We start from the raw sequence: 17,639 nt of genomic DNA, 5'->3' as shown, positions 1-17,639 counted from the left end.
CTATAAAAGTGAAGGGAGCCTTGCGGCTCCCTTTTTTATTCCGGGTCTTTAAACCTTTCTTTTATGCGGGATATTCTTTCGTAAGCTGTAAAAAGTGCGTCCACAACCTTGGGGTCGAACATCTTTCCTCTGTTCTCACGGACAAAAGTGAGGACGTCCTCCTCTTTCCACGCTTCCTTATAAACCCTTTTGCTGCCCAGAGCATCGTAAACGTCCGCAAGACAAACAATGCGTGCCGCAGGATGTATATCTTCGCCTTTCAGCCCTCTGGGATATCCGCTTCCGTCCCAGTATTCGTGATGGTCACGGGCTATCACGGCACTGGTCTGGAGCAGCGGGCGGGACGAGCTTTTAAGCATATTGTAGCCTATCTCCGTATGGGTGCGCATTATGTTCAGCTCGTCGTGGTCGAGCCTTTCGGGTTTCAGCAGAATGGAATCGGCAATGCCTATCTTGCCTATGTCGTGCATGGGCGAGGCCATTTTGAAAAGCTGTGACTCCTCTTCGCTGAATCCCATCTCCCTTGCCAGAGTGTAGGTGTATTCGGAAACACGCTTGACGTGGTATGCGGTCTCTTTTGAGCGGTTCTCCACAACCTCGCCCAGATGGTAGATTATGTCTATCTGGGTGTCGTGTATCTCTTTGTTAAGGATTACGTTGTCAAACGCTATGCCTGCATTGTGGTTAAAGATGGTGAGCAGGTTTTCTATTTCAGGTCCCAGATCCTTTGAGCAGTCCTCAATGAAAAGCAGGTGTATCTTGTCCTTCATTGTGGGGAAATAGCCAACGTAGTGTGTGTCGATGAAGCCGCTCTTCTCCTTGCTGATGGCCTCCTGAAGATATGGAACTATATCCGCAGGAATAGGGGTGCAGTCTTCGACCTTTGTTCCGATGCATTTTGTAAAACGTCCGGTTGCGGCTATGATACGGAAATCGCTGTCGCTTGTCTGTGCCGCTGTGAAGCCGGATGTGCTGACGTAATAAGAGTTTTCAAGCCCCAGAATGGAGACCACCTGAGTGAGAACACCCTGTGCCAGCTGTTCCACGTTCTGCCTCTGAAAGAGGTTTGCGGTGGAGTTTATTATCTGTTTCAGACCTTCGCTGTTCTTGTTGATTATTTTCAGGTCTCTGTATGAGCGGAGAGCGGAGAACATGCTGGTGTAAAGCTGCTGGCTTGTCAGCTCCGCCTTGTTTTTGTAGTCGTTGATATCGTATTCGGCTATGACCTTCTTTTCAGGTGCTTCGCCGGGCTGTCCGGTGCGCAGGATTATCCTGCTGAACCTGTTGCCCATTTCGTTTCGGATTATCTTTGCCAGCTGAAGCCCTGCGCTGTTGCTCTCCATGACAACATCAAGGAGTATCACAGCGATATCCTTCTGGTTGTTAAGTATTTCCATGGCCTCTTTTGCCGAGTATGCGCTTATGAATTTCAGCCCCTTGTCCTCAAAGGAAAAATCCTCCAGAACAAGTTTTGTTGTGGAGTGAACGTCCGGTTCGTCGTCCACTATGAGCACTTTCCAGTATTCTTCCTGAACTTTTTCTGCGGTTTTCCCGTTTTCCGGAGCAAAAATAAGGCTGTCATCGCCGTTGTCAATCATTCTCAGACCCCCTTGACGGGCATGGTTATTGTGAAAGTCGTTCCCTGCCCCGGTTTGCTGTATGTTTTTATGGTACCGTTCAGCTGTCTGCTGACCAGATTATATACGATGTTCATGCCGAGACCGGAGCCTCCTGCGTTTCGCTTTGTGGTATAAAACGGTTCAAATATCCTGCTCTGCTGATCCTCGTCCATTCCGACGCCGTTGTCGGAGTAGATTATGCTTATTTCGCCGTCGCCCTTTTCCAGAGATATTTCTATTACGCCGTTCTCTATCTCGTCAAACCCGTGTATCAGGCTGTTCATTATCAGGTTAGTGTATATCTGCATGAATGCGCCGGGGAAGGATTCTATAACTACATCATCGGGGATGTTAAGATAAACCTTATGCCCTGTGTTTTTGAATCTGGGGCCGAGGCTCTGGAGAATGTCTTCGAAATAGTTTTTAACGTTGAAAACCCTGGGGTGTTCGCTGGACTGGTCGACAGCCACCTGTTTGAAACTGCGGACAAGGGTTCCGGCTCTCATAAGGTTGGATGTTATACCTTTAAGTGACTGGTCGGCTATCTCAAAAAACTTGTCCAGGTCGCTCTTTTTCATCTGTCCGGACTGATATGCCGCCGTAATTGTTTTCAGTTTATCCTCAAGGAAGGTTGCCGTGGTGACCCCAATGCCCACCGGTGTGTTTATCTCGTGGGCAACGCCCGCCACAAGGTTGCCCAGTGAGGCCATCTTTTCCGCCTCAATGAGCTGATTCTGCGTTCTTTTCAGGTTTTCCAGAGAGTTTTTAAGATCTTTTGTCCTTGTTTCGACCCTGTCTTCAAGCTCGCGGTTCAGCTGTTCCAGTTCCGATTCCCGCCGCATCAGTTCTTTGTTGGTCTCAACGCCGGATATTATGGTGTAGCCGGATAGGATCAAAATGAAAAAGAAGACCATGAGAGTGAAGAACATCAGTTTCTGAACCTGAGACGATGCCTCTTTTTTGATGTCGTCTATGTATATCCCTGTGCCGACTATCCACTGCCACTCTGGAAACGCTTTTACATATGATATCTTCTGGACGATGTTGTTCGGATCATCCTTCCACTGCCACATATAGTTCACATACCCTTCGCCGCTCTTTCGGACCACCTTCACCATTTCGTTGAAAAGCTGGTTGCCGGAAGGGTCGGCGAACTTGTCCAGCATTTTGCCGTCAAGATCGGTGCGGTAGGGATGCATTATCATTTTAGGCTGAAAATTGGTTATCCAGTAATAGTCCTTGCCCTCAGGGCCGAACTTCATGCTGGAAATGATGCTGACTGAAAGTGCCTGAGCCTCTTTTTCGGTCATTTTACCGCTTTTGAACATTTTGTAGTTATGCTCAATAACATCGACTGCGGTCTGGGTCAGGTCGTATATCTGAGATTTCTTCTGCTCCAGAAGTCGGGTCTCAACATCGGGCAGGTGGATTCCGAAGACGATATACAGGAACAGAGCTATGGATATTCCTATAGGCATGAAGATCTTGACCCATACGGGCACTTTAAAATTCATAAACGTCTCCGCAAAACAATAAATTATGAAATCAGTCGCAACTTAATAAACCGTTAAAATAGTTTATTCTGAAACGATGTTATTATTTTACCATAAAAAAATTGAAAGGGAAGTGTAAAAAAATTAAAGAAGCCCCCTTTCAGGTCAGGGGGCTTTGTGATTTTTAGCTTCTGTAGTCTGCGTTTATGGCGATGTATTCCCTGCTGAGATCACAGGTGTATACTGTGGCCGATTCTGAACCGGTGTTTAAATCCAGTGTTATGGATATTTCAGGCTGCTTCATTATTGCGGCGGCCTTCGGCTCCATTGCGGGGTCTATTATCAGTCCGCCTTTGGCATAGAGCAGGTCTTCGAAATAGAGATCAGTCGTGCTTTCGTCCGCTTTAACGCCGCTTGCACCCACACAGGCCATCAGCCTGCCCCAGTTGGGGTCTTCGCCGTGGAACATGGTTTTTACCAGCGGTGAGTTGGCGATGAGGAATGCGCATTTTTTTGCATCCTCTTCCGTAGAGGCATTTTTAACGTTCACCGTGATGAACTTGGTTGCGCCCTCGCCGTCTTTGACTATCATCTTCGCAAGTTCAAGACAGACCGTTGCCACGGCCTCTTTAAACTCGTCCATGTCGGGGATTATTCCGCTCATGCCGTTCGCCATGAGGAAAACCGTGTCGTTGGTGCTCATGTCGTTGTCAACCGTGATACTGTTGAAAGAGCCTTTTACTGCATGGTCGAGAGCCGCCTGAAGGTTTTTGTCGTTCACCATTGCGTCTGTCGTTATGTAGCAGAGCATTGTGGCCATGTTGGGGGCTATCATGCCTGCACCCTTTGTTACGCCTGCAACAACGTATGCGCCGTTTGCAGTTTCAACCAGCACACCCGCCTGCTTCGGGAAGGTGTCGGTGGTCATTATGGCCTCTGCGAAGAGGTCTGAATTTCCGTCGTCAAGCTCGTCCGCCAGTGTTTCGATGTGGGATACCATTCTGTCCACGGGAAGCTGAACGCCTATGGTTCCCGTTGAGCCTGTAAGCACTTTTGAAGGGTCAATGCCGAGGCTGTCGGCCACTGCCTGAGCAAGTGTTTCGCAGTTTTCTATCCCCAGTGCCCCTGTGCATGCGTTTGCGTTTCCGCTGTTAACCAGAACGGCCTGAAACTCTTTTCCCTGCTTCATAAGTTCCATTGCATGCCTTAAGGGAGCCGCCTTGAATGTGTTTGCAGTGAAAACTGCGGCGGTTTTGAAAGGAACTTCCGAATAGAGCAGGCAGAGGTCTTTTTTGTCTTTGCCCTTGCCTTTCACATCTGCGTTGACTGCGCTTGCAAGGAATCCGAGGGGCGCACATACGCCCGCTTTATTTATTTTCTGGATCATATTTTTCTCCGTGTTTTACGTTTATGATTGTATCAGATTATACCAGCCGTTTCGTCCAGCTGACACATGACATTCAGGTTCTGAACGGCTGCGCCGCTGGAGCCCTTTATCAGGTTGTCGATGCAGGAAACGACTATCAGCTTTCCGTCCTTCACAAACAGGGATATGTCGATGAAATTAGTATCAACGACATCCTTTATGGAAGGGATGTGTCCGTTGTCGTATATCCTCACAAAACGTCGGTCTTTATAGAAAGCCTTCATGCAGGAGGCAAGCTCCGCAAGGCTCTTGTCGGTTTTTGCGTATATGGTGGTCTCGATGCCCTTGTTTACGGGGAGCAGATGCGCCGTAAAGGTTATGTCGGCTCTTTTTCCCGCTCTTTCAAGGATATGTATCATTTCGGGGTTGTGTCTGTGTCCGAAGATGTTGTAGGCTCTGAAATCCTCGTTCACCTCGGAGAATGAGAGGGAGAGGTCGGCCTTGCGCCCTGCGCCTGTTACGCCGGATTTGGCATCGGCTATCACAAACGACGTGTCTATCATGCCCTCTTTTATCAGAGGATAGAGCGGCATTATCACCGTTGTGGGGTAGCAGCCGGGGTTTGCCACAAGTGAGGCTTTGGCTATCTCTTCGCCGAATATCTCCGGTATGCCGTATGCGGACGAAGCCAGAAGCTCCGGAAACAGGTGTTTTGTTTTGTATGTGCTTTCGTAAAGCACGGCATCTTTAATCCTGAAATCTGCCGACAGATCCACCACTTTCAGTCCCTTGGAGTGGAAGAACTCAGCCGCCTGCTGTGCCGCCGCATGGGGCAGACAGAGGAAAACCGCTTCGGATTCTGCGGCTACCTTTTCATAGTCCCTGCCGATTATTACGGTGTCGCATATATTTCTGAAATAAGGATAAACCTCGCTGAATGCTTTGCCTTCGTAGGTTTCGCTGACCAGATGGCCTATGCGGAAGAGGGGATGTCTCGCCAGAATTTTTATTAGTTCATATCCGGTGTAGCCGGTTGCCCCGATTACGGAAACTATCATCGCACCCTCCGCCTGATTTGTGTTCAGAAAAGATAGTGCAAAACCTGAGGAAAATCAAAACAAATATATATGATATAATAAATAACGCTTTTCTATTGAACAAAATAACTCTAGATTATGTCATATCGAAAAATTACATAGTGTAAGTTTTGCAGGAGGGAACAAAAAATGCTGGTTAAAGAGATTGATTTACCGGGTATCGGCCGCAAATTTGTTATGGAGACCAAGGCAAAGGGAAAAATGATCGTCATCGTTCACGACAACGGGACAAGAGAACTTTATATCCCCGACCCTGCGGATCCGGATGAGAGGCTTTCCGTGGGTTCCTTTACCGACGACGAGTCCAGAAAACTGGCGGGCATCATCGGCGGAATGGCGTATAAACCCAAAGCCCTTGAAAATCTTGATATTGAGATAGATGACCTCGTTATCGAATGGCACAGGATCGATCCGGATTCTGAGTGGATCGGAAAGACCATCGGCGAACTGAAGGTCAGACAGACCACAGGAGTATCCATCATTGCGGTGGTGGAGAAAGAGAAAAAGAACATAGTTCCGGGACCCGACTTCAGGTTCGTTGGCGATTCTGTACTGGTCATTGCCGGAGAAAGGCAGCATATCAAACTCTTTAAGGAGCTTCTGGCTATAAAAGCCTGACGGGGGATAAATGGACGCAGTCGTATTTGAGATAGGTCTGGCACTGGGGCTTATTGCCCTTGTGGGACTGGTTTCCGAGAAGTTCAGATTCTCGGTTATACCTTTTTACATAATCGTCGGTATGGCCATGGGGCCGCATATGCCCCATTTCGGCATACTGGATTTCAGGTTCATAGAGAGTTACGAGTTCATAGAGTTCATGGGCAGGGTGGGAGTTCTTTTCCTGCTGTTTTATCTGGGGCTGGAGTTTTCCATCAGCCGTCTTCTGAAGTCGGGAAAGTCAATTGTTGCCGGCGGCGCATTTTATGTGGGTCTGAACTTCGTTTCGGGTCTGCTTCTGGGCTGGCTGCTGGGTTTCCCGCTTAAGGAGACCATGGTTGTCTGCGGTATCATGACCAGCTCTTCAACCGCCATTGTTGCAAAGGTTCTGGTGGATCTGAAACGCACGGCGAACCCTGAAACAGAGATCATCATGGGAATGATAATGTTCGACGACCTCTTCATTGCCATCCACATGTCGTTCCTTTCCGGTCTGGTGCTCAGCGGGGCAACATCCGTCGGCGCAATTCTGAAAACATCCGTTTTCGCATTGGCCTTTATCCTGCTGTTCATTGCGGCGGGACGTAAATTCATGAAGTACATTGATGCCGCTCTGGAGATCAAATCATCGGAGCTTTTTCTGCTCACTGTTTCGGCTCTGCTGTTCATAACGGCGGGACTCTCCGAAACAGTGCACGTTGCCGAGGCCATCGGCGCACTGCTCATCGGTCTGGTGCTGGCGGATTCGGTTCACGGCAAGCGCATTGAGCATATGATAGTTCCGTTCAGGGATTTTTTCGGCGCAATGTTCTTTTTCAGCTTCGGACTCAGCATCGACCCCATGTCGCTGGGCGGGGCTGTGGGTGCGGCTGTAATAGGCGTTCTGCTGACGATAGCGGCAAACTCCATTTCGGGCATGATAGCCGGAAAGATCGCAGGTGTTTCCAATAAGCAGTCGGCGAACATCGGCTTTACGCTGGTTTCCAGAGGTGAGTTTTCAATCATCATGGCGAGCATCGGCAAGGCGGGCGGGCTTCTTCCCGTGCTCCAGTCCTTTGCGGTGGTGTATGTGCTTATTCTGGCGGTTCTGGGGCCTCTGCTCACAAAGGAGTCGAAGGCTATCTATATGCTCACAAAGGCTGTCGGGGCAAAGTTCCGGCGGGCTCCTCAGGAATAAAAAAAAGAAAAGCCGCCTTTCGGGGCGGCTCAGACTGATGGCAAACTATAGTTTTGCTTTATTGCACCCTCCTTTGGGAAAGGAGGGCAGGGTGGATTTCCCTGCTAATAAAAGAAAATCCCTCCAAACCTCCCTTTGGCAAAGGGAGGCTTAAGAGCGCAAAGCAAACTTTGTCAACAACCTGAGCCGCCTTTCGGGGCGGCTTTTTTGTTGTCTGTACTCCGTCATTCTGAATGAAATGAAGAATCTCATGCAGAAATCCTTCGGCTGAACCTCAGGATGACGCTTTTTTTGTCACTTCGTTCTGAACTTGTCGGCAATAACCCTCATCTGGGAGCTTTTTTCACCGAGGTATTTCGACGTTTCCGCAATCCTGTTCGAAATCTCGCCCGTGTGCGCCATGTTTTCGTTGACGTTTTCGATGCTGCTCAGGGTCACCTCCAGTGCTGAGATGCTTTGGGTCATCATCTGGGTGAGGTTGACGATGTTGCGGGTGATGTCCTCCATGGTCTTTTCAACTTCACAGGTGAAGTTCTGGATATCCGTTATGCCCTGATTCATGCTCTGGGCATGGTCTTTGTTCCGGTCTATCTCGCTGACTATTCCCGTGATTATCTTTGTGTTGTCAGACACGATGGATTTGATGTCATTGGTGGCGCTGGTTGTGCGCTCCGCCAGTTTTCTTATCTCGTCGGCGACCACAGCAAAGCCTCTTCCCGCCTCTCCGGCTCTGGCGGCCTCAATTGCGGCGTTAAGCGCAAGCAGGTTCGTCTGGTCGGCTATCTCGTTTATCAGGTTGGTTATGCTGTTGATATCGTTCGACCGCTGTTCCAGATTATAGATGGTCTTGCTCAGCGACTCCACCGACGAGGTCATTTCGTTTATCATGCCTGTTATGGTCATAACGTTGTTCAGCGACGCGGAGATGGATTTTTTCTTCTCGTTGACGCTGTCGGTTATGCTTGTGAGGTTCTGAATATTGTCGTGGAGGGTTGCCGAAACCTGCTCGGACGAAGCCGATATTGTGGCTATACTTGAAACGTTGTCCTGAACCGAGCTGTTTATGGCCGTGAGGGATGTTCTGATGTTCGAAACGTCACCGTCCACATCCTCTATCTTGTCCTTAAGCTCCGATACCATTCCCCTCAGGTGGCTGATAAAGTTGTTTATCTTGCTTCTCAGGGTTCCTATTTCGTCCATCCGCCTGACTTTGAGCTGAATGGTCAGGTCGCCGTCGCCTGTGCAGAGGTCGTCCATTATCTCGTTGGCCTTCTGGAGCCTTTCGAAAACCAGCTTCTGCATGACGGAAATGAGTATCACGATGGATAGTATTCCGGCGGCTATCAGCAGAATATCGTTTATGTATGAGGCATTTTCTATTTTTGAGATGGCTGATGAATCCAGAGAGACCTTATAGAATGAGTTTATGCTGTTCTCGTCCCATTCTCTGTGGCAGCGCAGGCAGTATTGAGCTGTTGCGACAGGGTAATAAAAGGTTGTGACGCCGTCTTCAACATACATCACCTCCTTTTCCTTGGAGGCATGGGAGAGGTCTTCTGTTTTGCCCACCGATTCGTTGTGTGAGGAGTATCGCACCACCCCTTCGGGGGTCAGCAGAGAGAACTCCTTCACCAGTTCATAGTTGCCTATCTCCGCCAGAAGCTCGCTGAACAGGGTCATGTTCCCTTTTTTCAGCGAGTCGTAGGTGGACATGAATATCATCTCTTTCAGGTAGTCCATGTATCTGTGCATGGTCACCTTGGTGAGCTGGTTTTTCCTGTAATCCATAAACATGAGAACCGCAAAAAGGCACAGCAGGGGCGTTATTATATAAACCGCCGCTCTGAATTTTATGGACTGCTTTAATTCTATTTTCACGGCTATTTCTCCATCATTTTCTTCATTTCAGACCATGTCAGGTCTTTGAAAGATTCCTCTTCCAGATAGAGGGCTGTTTTGAACGGGAACTCCGGATGCGCACATCCTATGCAGGGTGCGTTGCTTTCGATGCACACGCTGACCTTGCCGTTCCATCTGCGGGTGGGGCAGTCGGAATAGGTCACAGGCCCCCGGCAGCCGTTTTTGAGCAGGCAGTTCAGCTTCTCTCTTTCGAAATTCTTGGTGTAGTGCCCCTGATTGAAAGCCTGATAGCGTCCGCACTGGTTGTGTATCAGGTCGGGATAGTATTTTTTCGGTACTCCCTTCACCAGTTCCGGAATCTTCCCCGTGGCCACAATGTATGCCACTGTGCCCATAAGCCTGTCGGGGTTTATGGGGCAGCCGGGAATCTTTATCAGGGGCTTATTGACCCCTGTGCGCTTCATATAGGCTTCCATTGAAATGGCTCCGGTGACATTCTGGTTTGATGCCGGAATGCCTCCGTAGCAGGCGCAGGTGCCTGATGCCACTATTGCGGCGGCTTTTTTCATGAGCTTATGGAGATAGTCGTACATCGGTTCGTCGTTGAAGATGCAGGCCTCTTTCATTCCGGCGGGGACGGAGCCTTCGCAAACCAGATAGAAAGGCCCTGATGCGACCGTCTCCTCTATGGTCTTCAGATAGGTGTGTCCCTGACTGAAAGACAGGTTCGGGTGAACCTGAAGCCTGACTATGTTCGTGATGAAGTTGATGAAATCATCTTCGTTACCGTAGGTTGCGGAGATACTGCATCCGGTGCAGCACTGCGACTGTATGAAGATTATCTGCGGTCTTTCCGTTGCGGAAAGCTTCATGAAACCTTCGGCTATCTCGTTGGTGAACAGGCATGAGCCGAACACCATTGAGGATATTTTGGCACAGTTGTCCAGGAACTGGCGTCTTGATATATTCATGACAGGCTCCTTCTCAGTGTACGGAACAGGCTGTGCAGGGGTCGTAGCTTCTAATAACCCTGCCAACCTCGATGGCATCTTCGCCGTATGCAACGGGAGTTCCCACCAGCGACTGCTCCACAACGCCCCTTTTGCCATTTGCCGCAGGGCTGAAGTTCCATGTGCTGGGCACTATCATGTTATATCTGGTTATCTTGCCTCCGGACGCCTCAACCTGATGGATGAGGTCTCCTCTGGCCGCCAGCGAAAGTCCTGTTCCCTTGCCCGAAACCTTTTTGGAGAAATCCACCTGATTTATGGTGGGGTCGCCGATTCTGTAGGCATCGAGCAGGCCGTACATATGATCCAGCAGAACACGGGATTCCGCCGCTCTGGCAACGTGTCTTGCCATGGTTGATGATTTTACGGGGGCGTTCAGGGTCTTCATAAGATTTTTGAAATAGGGTGTGTCGGAAATTATAACCCTTGCCAGAGGCCCTACCTCAACAGGCTCGCCCTTATAGCGGGGGGCTTTCACCCAGCTGTATGCGCCTTTTTTCTTTGGGTTGGGATTTCCGTTGCTGTCATAGAATGAATTGTCGACAAATTCTTTTACGTTTGCCATTGAGAAAGGTTCGGTTCTGCCGTTAAGAAAAACTCCGCCCTCGAAGACAGGTTTGCCGAGAGCGGTGAATGTCTTGTTGGCATAGAAGTTTCCATGGCTGACCCCTATGTTGAAATAGTCCTTGAAGTGCTTGGCAACGGTCATCACATCGGGAATGTAGCAGTTGACCGTGAACTGGCGTACCTCTTCAAGCACGTTGTGGTAATACATAAGTTTGTCCGGTGTTATGTCGGTGGTTATTCCGCCGGGCAGAACAGCATGGGAAAAAGGCGCCTTTGCGCCTATAATGGCTATTCCGGCGGCACCTTTGCTGCGTATTTTGAGAGCTTTGAAATAGTTTGCCATGATATTCAGCGCAGTGGGTGTATGCGTGATATAGTTTCCGGCGTTCCGCTTCAAAACAAAGGCGGGCTTGGTGCTGGCGACCCAGCTTTTCAGAGAGTTGATCTCGGTGTCGTTTCCTTTGTAGTTAAGTATCTGTGTAAAATCAATAAAATCGGGTAAGCACAGCGTATAGAAATGAAGAAAATGGTCTGTTATAAGGTGCAGACCAAGAATCATGTCTCTCAGGATATGCCCGTTTTTTGGCGATGGTTTTGAATAGAGCTCTTCAAGAGCCAGAACGGACGCTACGCCGTGTACCTCGTGGCACACACCGCACACTCTCTGTGCGATTCTGGCTGCGTCGATGGGATGCCGGTTTTCGAGAAATTTTTCGAACCCGCGGAACATCTGTCCGCTGATAAAGGCGTTGGTCACTCTTGAGTTTTCTACTTGTGTTTCGACCTTCAAGTGTCCTTCGATTCTAGTCAGCGGCTCGATTGCGATGGTTTTAGACATGCAGGAGCCTCCAATAAGCAAAAAGAATAATTAATCACCCATGGGGTATTTTACCATAGTTCGAATAGTGCGCAACTTTATTTGCATGCATTTCAAAATATGGTTCTGATTAGACGGGTAACTATATCTTTAGAGTACCGGAAGTTTTTTAAAATTCGCTAGTTAATTAGTTTCAGTCCGACCGCAGAAGCAAGCACTATTATAATCGAGGCCACCCTGATGAAGCTTTTGGGTTCATTGTATAAAAAGATCCCCGCCGCCGCTCCGCCGGATGCTCCTATCCCCGTCCACACAGCGTATGCAGTGCTCATGGGGATTGTTTTCATCGCCATCGACAGAAAAAGAAAGCTCAGCCCGAAGGTTGCAACCATGGCTAAGAACGAGGCGGCGTTTTGCTTTCTGTTCAGAATGCTGATTGAGGCTACGCCTGTTATCTCAAAAATTCCTGCGAGTATCAGATATATCCATTCCATGTCAAGTTCCTTTGGCTGATGCGCTTTCGAGCTTGAGGGCTATAACCCCCGCAAGCAGAAGGGCGATAAGCCCTATCTTTGCAGGCTGAATCTCTGCACCGAAAAGGATTATCTCGGCTATGGTCGTTCCCGCAGTTCCAAGCCCGACGAAAACTGCATAAACCGTGCCCACGGGCAGTTGTTTTGTGGCCTTTATCAGCAGTCGGAAGCTGACAGCCACTGCAAACACTGTTGCCGCCCAGTCTGTAAAACTGTCGGATGCCTTAAGCCCTATCACCCAGCCCACCTCAAAAAATGCGGCTGTTACCACAGTTATCCATGTCCTTGTCATATGTCCTCACAAAAAAATAGCCCGGAAGAGGGCGCAATATCTGCGTCATCTCCCGGGCTTTTATCCCGCCGTGTAACAGTTTGTTTTACTGCCGTTCTCTCTCGGTCACTGTCCGGTCTCCCGCGGAACCCTAGAGAACTTCATAGAGATATAATAAGTTTAACGACACAGTTGTCAAGGACGCATATAAAATCCGGATTCCGGCAAACTAACAGTTGAGAGACGCTCCCGAATTTAGTATTATCTGCTCAAATATATTTTCGGGAGATGCTGAATGAATATCTTCGAAGAATCCAAAAAATTTATTCCCGGCGGCGTAAACAGCCCCGTGCGTGCATACGGTTCTGTGGGCGGCGACCCTGTTATCGTTAAAAGCGCAAAAGGATCAAAAATTTACAGTGAAGACGGCAAAGAATACATAGATTATGTCGGTTCATGGGGTCCCATGATAACCGGACACGCCGACGACGATATCATCAGCGAGGTTAAGCGTGCGGCTGATATGGGAACGAGCTTCGGCGCACCCACAAAGGCTGAACTGGACATAGCTAAGATGATCTGCGATATGGTTCCCTCCGTTGAGATGGTTCGTCTGGTAAGCTCCGGAACGGAAGCTCTCATGAGCGCAATCCGTCTTGCCCGTGCCTACACCAAAAGGGACAAGATAATCAAATTCGAAGGCTGCTACCACGGCCACTCCGACAGCCTTCTTGTTAAATCCGGAAGCGGTCTGCTGACATTTAATCAGCCCTCCAGCCCCGGCGTGCCCGAAGATTTCGCAAAACACACACTGATAGCTCAGTTCAACGACATAGAATCCGTTAAAAGCCTCATTGCCGATAACAAAGGCCAGATAGCATGTCTTCTGGTTGAGCCTGTTGCAGGCAACATGGGACTGGTGCTTCCCAAAGAGGGATTCCTTGCCGACCTGCGCAAAGCTTGCGACAGCGACGGTATAGTGCTTTTGTTTGACGAGGTTATCACCGGATTCCGCATCGCAAAGGGCGGTTCACAGGCATACTACGATGTTATGCCCGACATAACCACCATGGGCAAGATAATCGGCGGCGGTCTCCCTGTCGGCGCATTCGGCGGCAAGAGAGAGATCATGCAGATGATGTCTCCCGTAGGACCTGTTTATCAGGCGGGAACGCTCTCCGGAAACCCTCTGGCAACAGCGGCTGGAATCGCAATGCTTAAAAAACTGTCTCAGCCCGACTTCTACAAAAATCTGAAAGCCAAGTCCGACATCCTTTATGATGCCATGGCTGAAAACTGCAAGAAGCTCGGCCTGAACTATGCATACAACCGTGTCGAGTCGATGGCGTGCCTGTTCTTCACCGAAGGAAAGGTCGAGAGCTTTCAGGATGCAATGAAGTCCGACACCAAAAAATATGCAAAATTCTTCCATGAAATGCTGAACAGAGGCATCAACCTCGCTCCCAGCCAGTTTGAAGCAATGTTCGTTTCCTCCGCGCATAGCGAAGAGGATCTTGAGAAGACTGCCAAAGCCCACTACGAGAGCCTTAAGGCACTTTGATAATGGTGCAGAAGAAAGAAGTAGATAAATTTGTTAAAAAAATGGCAAACGCCAGTTCGGCGGGAACATCGCTGGCGTTTTCCGTTATAATCGGAGCGGCCATGGGCTGGTGGCTGGACAAAACGTTCGACACAAAGCCATGGCTTTTCCTGCTGTTTCTTGTCTGCGGAATCATCGCCGGATTTAAGAACATGGTTTATTTCATAAAGAAAACAGACCTTTTTGATGATGAAGATAGAAAATAAAATATTAATTCTGTCGTTGATTTTTTGCGGAATATTGTATACAGTATTCAGGTTTATATTTGAACCCTCGTTTTCAAACGCCATCCCTGCGGGCTACCTGCTTGGGGCGGTGAACTTCCGGTACCTCGCAAGGGGAGTAAGGAAGGTTGCGGAGGAGGGGAGACCCGGAACCGCCGTTATCTACTCGCAGATAAGGCTTCTGGTCTCAGGTGTTTTCGCATGGTACTGCCTTGTGCAGTTAAAAATGAATGTTGCAGGCATGCTGGTCGGGCTCACTGTTATGCCCGTGTGTGTGCCCATAACTGCGATATATAACAACTTAAAGGGGAAGAATGATGGAACACCCGCTTAATGTATCCATGCTCTTCGGCATGGAATTTTCCCATACCTACTGGCATGTTGTGATGACCTTCATCGTACTGCTTCTGGTTATTCTGGTAGGCAGTTTCTCTCTGCGCGCCAAGGCAGAAGTGCCCGGCAGAGGCCAGAACGCTGTCGAGCTGCTGGTTAAAGGTATATACGGCATGTGTGACGATGTGATGGGACCCCACGGAAGACCCTACATTCCCGTTATCTTCGGTATCGGACTGTATGTTGCGTTTTCCAACCTGATAGGTCTTATTCCCGGTTTCCTTGCTCCCACATCAAACCTGAACTCCACAGTTGCTCCCGCAATAGTGGTTTTCCTGCTCTATCAGTATATCGGTATCAAAACCCACGGAGCACACTACATTCACCATTTCCTCGGACCGGTCGTGTGGCTTGCACCTCTGATGCTCATCATCGAGCTTATCGGACACCTCGCAAGACCCCTCTCACTGTCCATGAGACTTTTCGGTAACATCTTCGGTGAAGAGCTTGTTATTGTGATCCTGTTCATACTCGTTCCGTTCCTTGTTCCGCTGCCCATGTTCATGCTGGGCGTGTTCACAGGTCTGCTTCAGGCCTATGTGTTCATGATGCTTTCTATGATCTATATCAGTGGTGCACTTGAAGAAGCACACTAAGAGATATAATAAACACGGAGGACTCAAATGTCTAAACTTGTAAGAATCGTTCTTTCTGTTGCAGCTATTTTCGCAGTTGCAGGCGTAGCTTCCGCTGCTGAAGCAGGCGCAGTTGCCGACGCTTCATGGGCGAAATACATCGGAGCAGGTCTTGCTATCGGTGTTGCGGCTCTCGGTACCGGTATCGGTCAGGGTAACGCTATCAAAGGTGCTGTTGAAGGTATCTCCAGAAACCCCAGCGCTGCTGGTAAAATCTCTACAACAATGATCATCGGTCTTGCACTGATCGAATCACTTGCTATCTACGCACTTGTTGTAGCTCTTATCCTTCTCTTCGTAGCTTAATATCAAAAAATATGATCGGGCGGACATTTAACGGGTGTCCGCCCTTTCAGCTTTATCTAGGGGGTTGCCATGTGGCAAAAGCTGAAAGATTTTAGCAAGAAGGATCCTCTCATTTTCACACTTATCCTTGCAGTTGTTCTGGTTGTCGGCGGTTTCGGTTCCATTCAGATGATGCATGCTACAAGCACTGCTGAATTCTGCAAAACCTGCCACCCGAAAGAGGCTGTTGAGGTAAGAGGAGAGTACTATTCCTTCAAAAGAGGCATCCACAGTGAGGCAGGCGTAAGCTGTCTTGACTGTCACGGCGCACCCGGCATCGACGGCTATCTGAATGCCCACGTTGTCGCCGGTATGAGAAGTTTGTACCATGAGATCTTCACTTCCGAAGAACAGGTCATCAAAGACCTCACAAAATTCGCCACAGACCCGAAAGCAGCGGAACATGCCGCTTCTCTTGAGTCCTGCGTATTCTGTCACTCAGATGACTTTAACAAAAAGATGAGACGTGACAAAGTCATCAAAGTTCTCGGCGAGTTCAGATTCATTGACGATGTAAAGAACCCCGAGTTTCGTGAGAAATTCGGCAGACCCGATATAATGACCGAAGGGCCTATCGGCGTTAACCCTGACCACCTTAAACACTATAAGGCCGGCGTAACCTGCTTCGACTGCCACCTTGGCATCGGACACGCAGGGGTTAAAAACCACAAGCCCAAAATGGAAACCTGCTTCAAATGTCACGACGAGAACAGAAACGTTGCAAAAGTTCCCGCAAACGACAACTGCGCCCAGTGCCACACAATGCAGAAGGGCAACCAGCAGGGAACATATGCAAAAACTGTTAAAGGCGACAAATGGTATATGGCTGACCTGAACTGTACGGACTGCCACGCAGATGCGTTCACTCTGCCCACGCCTGAGACGTGCGCAGGATGCCATGATGCGAGTTATGCCGACATAATGAAGGACATCCAGTCCACTTATAAGCAGAAACTTGCTCAGGCTCAGGCTGTTCGTGACAAATACGCAGCTCAGACAAAAGGAATGCCCGCTGCCAAGCTGGCTATCTATAACGAAATGAAGAACATCCTTCGTGTTCTGGAGAACGACGGCTCTAAAGGCGTCCATAACCCCGAATACTTCGACCTGATGTTCGACAAGGTTCCCGAACTGGCCACAGCCATCGACACATGGAAGCCCGAAGAGAAAAAAGCAGAGGCTCCCGTGCAGGCTAAAGCAGCAGAAGAACCTAAAAAAGAGGCTGCAAAGCCCGCAGGTCCTGTCAACTCGGCTGATGACATGGCTATGCTCGAAGGCTCTGAGACCATCAACCTTGCTGAGCGTCACGTTCCCGCACCCACAAAACCTGCCGTGATCTTTGACCACAAAGGCCACGCAGAAAGGGTTGCATGCGCAGACTGCCACAGCGAACCCGGTGTTCTCAAGTTTGAAATAACAGAAGTGAAAGGCTCTAAAAACGTCTTCCACGATGAACTCTGCATCAAGTGTCACAAAGAAAGGAAGGTTAAGGCCTCCTGTAACACTTGCCATAAGAAGTAAGGCAATAAGGGGAGCTTCGGCTCCCCTTTTTTTTCCGGCGATTATATGCGGCGCATTACTGCGTCAGCTTCTCTTCGGAACTGCTCACATACTTATGTGTATGCTCGCAGTCCTCTCATCGAATCTTCCTTGCACTGCTTGCATCTAATCACCGGAGTAATTTTGATTGTGTCTCATTGTGGTGGTGGTTCTGCGTCATTGCGAACGGAGTGAAGCAATCTCATCACATGACGGTTGCTGTGATATTGTTTTCCGGTTTTTTGTGTGTTAGGCGACTGCTACAGCACCTGCGGTGCTTCGCAGTGACGAAAAAAGAAGAGATTCTTCGCTACACTCAGAATGACAGCTAAACGTCTCTGCGAGAAGCGTAGCGACGAAGCAGTCTTCCATGCTCAAAAAGCCGTAATGAAAATCCCTCAAAACCACACTTTAAAGTCAGTCTATTCGACAACTA

Annotated in this window: 17 protein-coding genes and 1 riboswitch; of the genes, 8 read left to right on the top strand and 9 right to left on the bottom strand. The window is 49.0% G+C overall.

Annotated features, from left to right (window positions below):
• Positions 1-35 precede the first annotated feature (35 nt).
• The 4 genes from C8D98_RS10625 to argC form a co-directional block, all read right to left on the bottom strand.
• Positions 36-1,598, bottom strand: a complete 1,563-nt coding sequence (locus tag C8D98_RS10625; protein ID WP_132874125.1) for a response regulator — start codon at positions 1,596-1,598, stop codon at positions 36-38.
• Positions 1,599-1,600: 2 nt separating this feature from the next.
• Entirely contained in the window at positions 1,601-3,133 is a 1,533-nt protein-coding gene (locus C8D98_RS10620; RefSeq protein WP_132874124.1) for a cache domain-containing protein, read from the bottom strand.
• Positions 3,134-3,296: 163 nt separating this feature from the next.
• Positions 3,297-4,499, bottom strand: coding sequence for a bifunctional glutamate N-acetyltransferase/amino-acid acetyltransferase ArgJ (gene argJ, locus C8D98_RS10615; RefSeq protein ID WP_243640962.1), 1,203 nt, complete (start codon positions 4,497-4,499; stop codon positions 3,297-3,299).
• Between the two features lie 32 nt (positions 4,500-4,531).
• A complete protein-coding gene (argC, locus tag C8D98_RS10610; protein ID WP_132874123.1) occupies positions 4,532-5,536 on the bottom strand; it encodes an N-acetyl-gamma-glutamyl-phosphate reductase in 1,005 nt (334 codons plus the stop codon).
• 168 nt (positions 5,537-5,704) lie between these two features.
• On the opposite strand from argC, the gene C8D98_RS10605 reads away from it, so the two are divergent.
• Together C8D98_RS10605 and C8D98_RS10600 are read left to right on the top strand one after the other, a co-directional pair.
• Complete coding sequence (locus C8D98_RS10605) at positions 5,705-6,193, top strand: cation:proton antiporter regulatory subunit (protein ID WP_132874122.1); 489 nt, start codon at positions 5,705-5,707, stop codon at positions 6,191-6,193.
• A 10-nt stretch (positions 6,194-6,203) separates the two neighbouring features.
• Positions 6,204-7,409, top strand: a complete 1,206-nt coding sequence (locus C8D98_RS10600; RefSeq protein ID WP_132874121.1) for a cation:proton antiporter — start codon at positions 6,204-6,206, stop codon at positions 7,407-7,409.
• Between the two features lie 294 nt (positions 7,410-7,703).
• Here C8D98_RS10600 and C8D98_RS10595 read toward each other — a convergent pair whose 3' ends face one another.
• From C8D98_RS10595 to C8D98_RS10575, 5 genes are all read right to left on the bottom strand, one after another.
• Positions 7,704-9,287, bottom strand: coding sequence for a methyl-accepting chemotaxis protein (locus tag C8D98_RS10595; protein WP_132874120.1), 1,584 nt, complete (start codon positions 9,285-9,287; stop codon positions 7,704-7,706).
• Positions 9,288-9,289: 2 nt separating this feature from the next.
• The gene (locus C8D98_RS10590; RefSeq protein ID WP_132874119.1) at positions 9,290-10,240 is read right to left on the bottom strand and encodes a hydrogenase small subunit; all 951 of its coding nucleotides are present in this window, start codon (positions 10,238-10,240) and stop codon (positions 9,290-9,292) included.
• Between the two features lie 13 nt (positions 10,241-10,253).
• Positions 10,254-11,684 (bottom strand): nickel-dependent hydrogenase large subunit, encoded by a 1,431-nt coding sequence (locus C8D98_RS10585; RefSeq protein ID WP_132874118.1) that lies wholly within the window; start codon positions 11,682-11,684, stop codon positions 10,254-10,256.
• A 158-nt stretch (positions 11,685-11,842) separates the two neighbouring features.
• On the bottom strand, positions 11,843-12,157 hold the full coding sequence (locus C8D98_RS10580) for a DMT family transporter (RefSeq protein ID WP_132874117.1): 315 nt from the start codon (positions 12,155-12,157) through the stop codon (positions 11,843-11,845).
• A 1-nt stretch (position 12,158) separates the two neighbouring features.
• On the bottom strand, positions 12,159-12,488 hold the full coding sequence (locus tag C8D98_RS10575; protein WP_132874116.1) for a DMT family transporter: 330 nt from the start codon (positions 12,486-12,488) through the stop codon (positions 12,159-12,161).
• Positions 12,489-12,535: 47 nt separating this feature from the next.
• Positions 12,536-12,633: riboswitch (guanidine-I (ykkC/yxkD leader) on the bottom strand.
• Between the two features lie 129 nt (positions 12,634-12,762).
• Between C8D98_RS10575 and hemL the strand changes: the two genes are divergently transcribed.
• The 6 genes from hemL to C8D98_RS10545 all read left to right on the top strand — a co-directional run bounded on the left by hemL (position 12,763) and on the right by C8D98_RS10545 (position 17,185).
• On the top strand, positions 12,763-14,028 hold the full coding sequence (hemL, locus tag C8D98_RS10570; RefSeq protein WP_132874115.1) for a glutamate-1-semialdehyde 2,1-aminomutase: 1,266 nt from the start codon (positions 12,763-12,765) through the stop codon (positions 14,026-14,028).
• Between the two features lie 2 nt (positions 14,029-14,030).
• Positions 14,031-14,273: an AtpZ/AtpI family protein gene (locus C8D98_RS10565; RefSeq protein ID WP_243640961.1), complete on the top strand. Its 243-nt coding sequence runs from the start codon at positions 14,031-14,033 to the stop codon at positions 14,271-14,273.
• Positions 14,254-14,625 carry an ATP synthase subunit I gene (locus C8D98_RS10560; RefSeq protein ID WP_132874113.1) on the top strand — a complete coding sequence of 124 codons (372 nt, stop codon included), beginning with the start codon at positions 14,254-14,256 and terminating at the stop codon, positions 14,623-14,625. The genes C8D98_RS10565 and C8D98_RS10560 overlap by 20 nt, the downstream gene beginning before the upstream one ends.
• Positions 14,609-15,280 (top strand): F0F1 ATP synthase subunit A, encoded by a 672-nt coding sequence (gene atpB, locus C8D98_RS10555; protein ID WP_132874220.1) that lies wholly within the window; start codon positions 14,609-14,611, stop codon positions 15,278-15,280. Before C8D98_RS10560 ends, atpB begins: the two co-directional genes overlap by 17 nt.
• A gap of 27 nt (positions 15,281-15,307) precedes the next feature.
• Positions 15,308-15,625, top strand: a complete 318-nt coding sequence (gene atpE, locus C8D98_RS10550) for an ATP synthase F0 subunit C (protein ID WP_132874112.1) — start codon at positions 15,308-15,310, stop codon at positions 15,623-15,625.
• 69 nt (positions 15,626-15,694) lie between these two features.
• Entirely contained in the window at positions 15,695-17,185 is a 1,491-nt protein-coding gene (locus C8D98_RS10545) for a cytochrome c3 family protein (RefSeq protein ID WP_132874111.1), read from the top strand.
• Positions 17,186-17,639 lie beyond the last annotated feature (454 nt).

The organism is Seleniivibrio woodruffii (genome assembly GCF_004339245.1).
Lineage (GTDB): Bacteria > Chrysiogenota > Deferribacteres > Deferribacterales > Geovibrionaceae > Seleniivibrio > Seleniivibrio woodruffii.
Note: the sequence above shows the minus strand (reverse complement) of the source record. Positions and strands in the feature narration are given on the sequence as shown.